This window comes from Paenarthrobacter sp. PAE-2, assembly GCF_026013155.1.
GTDB lineage: Bacteria > Actinomycetota > Actinomycetes > Actinomycetales > Micrococcaceae > Arthrobacter > Arthrobacter ureafaciens.
The window spans coordinates 1-1,875 of the sequence record NZ_JAPDNV010000091.1 but is presented as its reverse complement, the minus strand read 5'-3'; the positions used below and the strand labels follow the sequence as shown (position 1 = coordinate 1,875).

At 66.0% G+C, this 1,875-nt stretch carries 1 protein-coding gene; it reads right to left on the bottom strand.

Going from position 1 to position 1,875, the window contains the following annotated elements; genetic code table 11:
- Positions 1–1,875 (bottom strand): aminomethyl-transferring glycine dehydrogenase (gene gcvP, locus OCL88_RS20990; RefSeq protein ID WP_264963834.1); only part of this gene is annotated, 1,875 nt, incomplete at both ends.

The following is a 1,875-nucleotide window of genomic DNA, read 5'->3' as shown; positions in this document are numbered from 1 at the left end:
AGAAGGTCTTGTGCAGGTTCAGGTGGGACACGTCGCCGCCGAACTTGCCCGGCTGCGCCAAGCCAACCAAAGCGTTCAGGTTCGCGCCATCGACGTACACCTGGCCACCAGCCTCGTGCACCGCCTCGCACACCTCAACGACGTCGGCGTCGTAGACACCGTGGGTAGAGGGGTAGGTGATCATGATGGCCGACAGGACCTCGCGGTTGGCCTCAATTTTGGCCTTGAGATCGGCGTGGTCGATGGTGCCATCGGACGCCGTGGCAACCACCACTACCTTCATGCCCGCGAGCACGGCGGACGCCGCGTTGGTCCCGTGAGCCGAAGCAGGGATCAGGCAGACGTTGCGCTGCTGGTCTCCGCGGGAGTGGTGGTAGCCGCGGATGGCGAGGAGCCCGGCCAGCTCGCCCTGGGACCCGGCGTTCGGCTGGATGGAGACCTGGTCGTAACCCGTGATCTCGGTCAGCTGGGCTTCGAGGTCGGCGATGAGTTCACGCCAGCCCTCGGTCTGGGAATCAGGAGCGAAGGGGTGGATGGAGGCGAACTCGGGCCAGGAAATGGCTTCCATCTCCGCCGTGGCGTTCAGCTTCATGGTGCACGAACCCAGCGGAATCATGGTCCGGTCCAGCGCCAGGTCCCGGTCGGAGAGCTTGCGGATGTAGCGCAGGAGCTGTGTCTCGGAACGGTGGGTGTTGAACACGGGGTGCTGCATGAAATCGGAGGTACGGAGCACATCCGAAGCCAGCTCGAACCCGGCTGCGTCCCTTACCGGACCAGCGCCGAAGGCGACGGCAACCGCGGAGAGGACCTCCGGCGTCGTGGTTTCATCAACGGAAACACCCACGGTGTCCTCGTCGATGCGGCGGAGGTTGATGCCACGTGCTTCGGCGGCACCGATCACCTTGCTTGCCTTGCCCGGGACGCGGACGGTGAGGGTGTCGAAGAACGAATCGGAGACGAGTTCGCGGCCGGCCTTCTGCAGTGCCGTGGCCAGAACGCGAGCGTGGCCGTGCACAGTCTCGGCGATCGCCTTGAGTCCGTCCGGACCGTGGTACACCGCGTACATCGAGGCAACGATCGCGAGCAGGGCCTGTGCCGTGCAGATGTTGGACGTGGCCTTTTCGCGGCGGATGTGCTGCTCGCGGGTCTGCAGGGCGAGGCGGTAGGCGGGAACGCCGGCGTTGTCCTTGGACACACCAACGATGCGGCCCGGGAGGGTGCGCTCCATGCCCTGGCGGACGGCCATGTAAGCGGCGTGCGGGCCACCGAAGAACAGCGGAACGCCGAAGCGCTGCGCGGTTCCGACGGCGATGTCCGCACCCTGCTCACCCGGGGGCGTGATGAGGGTGAGTGCCAGCAGGTCGGCAGCGACGGTGACCAGTGCACCGCGCTCCTTCGCGGACGCGATCACGGCGGAGTGATCGAAGACACGACCGGAGACGCCGGGCTGCTGGAGGACGATGCCGTTGATGTCGCCGTCGGGCAGTCCTGCGGAGAGGTCCGCAACCTCCACCTCGAAGCCGAGCGCTTCTGCGCGGCCCTTCACGATCGCAATGGTCTGCGGGAAGAGGTCGGCGTCCAGGACGGTCTTGCCGTCCTTCGCGGTCTTGTCCTTGTTGGCGCGGCGCATGAGCAGCACGGCCTCGGCAACGGCGGTGGCTTCGTCAAGGAGGGAAGCGTTGGCGATCGGAAGGCCAGTGAGGTCCTGGACCATGGTCTGGAAGTTCAGGAGTGCTTCGAGGCGGCCCTGGGAAATTTCGGGCTGGTACGGAGTGTAGGCGGTGTACCAGGCCGGGGACTCGAGGATGTTGCGGCGGATCACCGGGGGCGTGATGGTGTCGTAGTAGCCCTGGCCGATCATCTGGACGGCAGTCT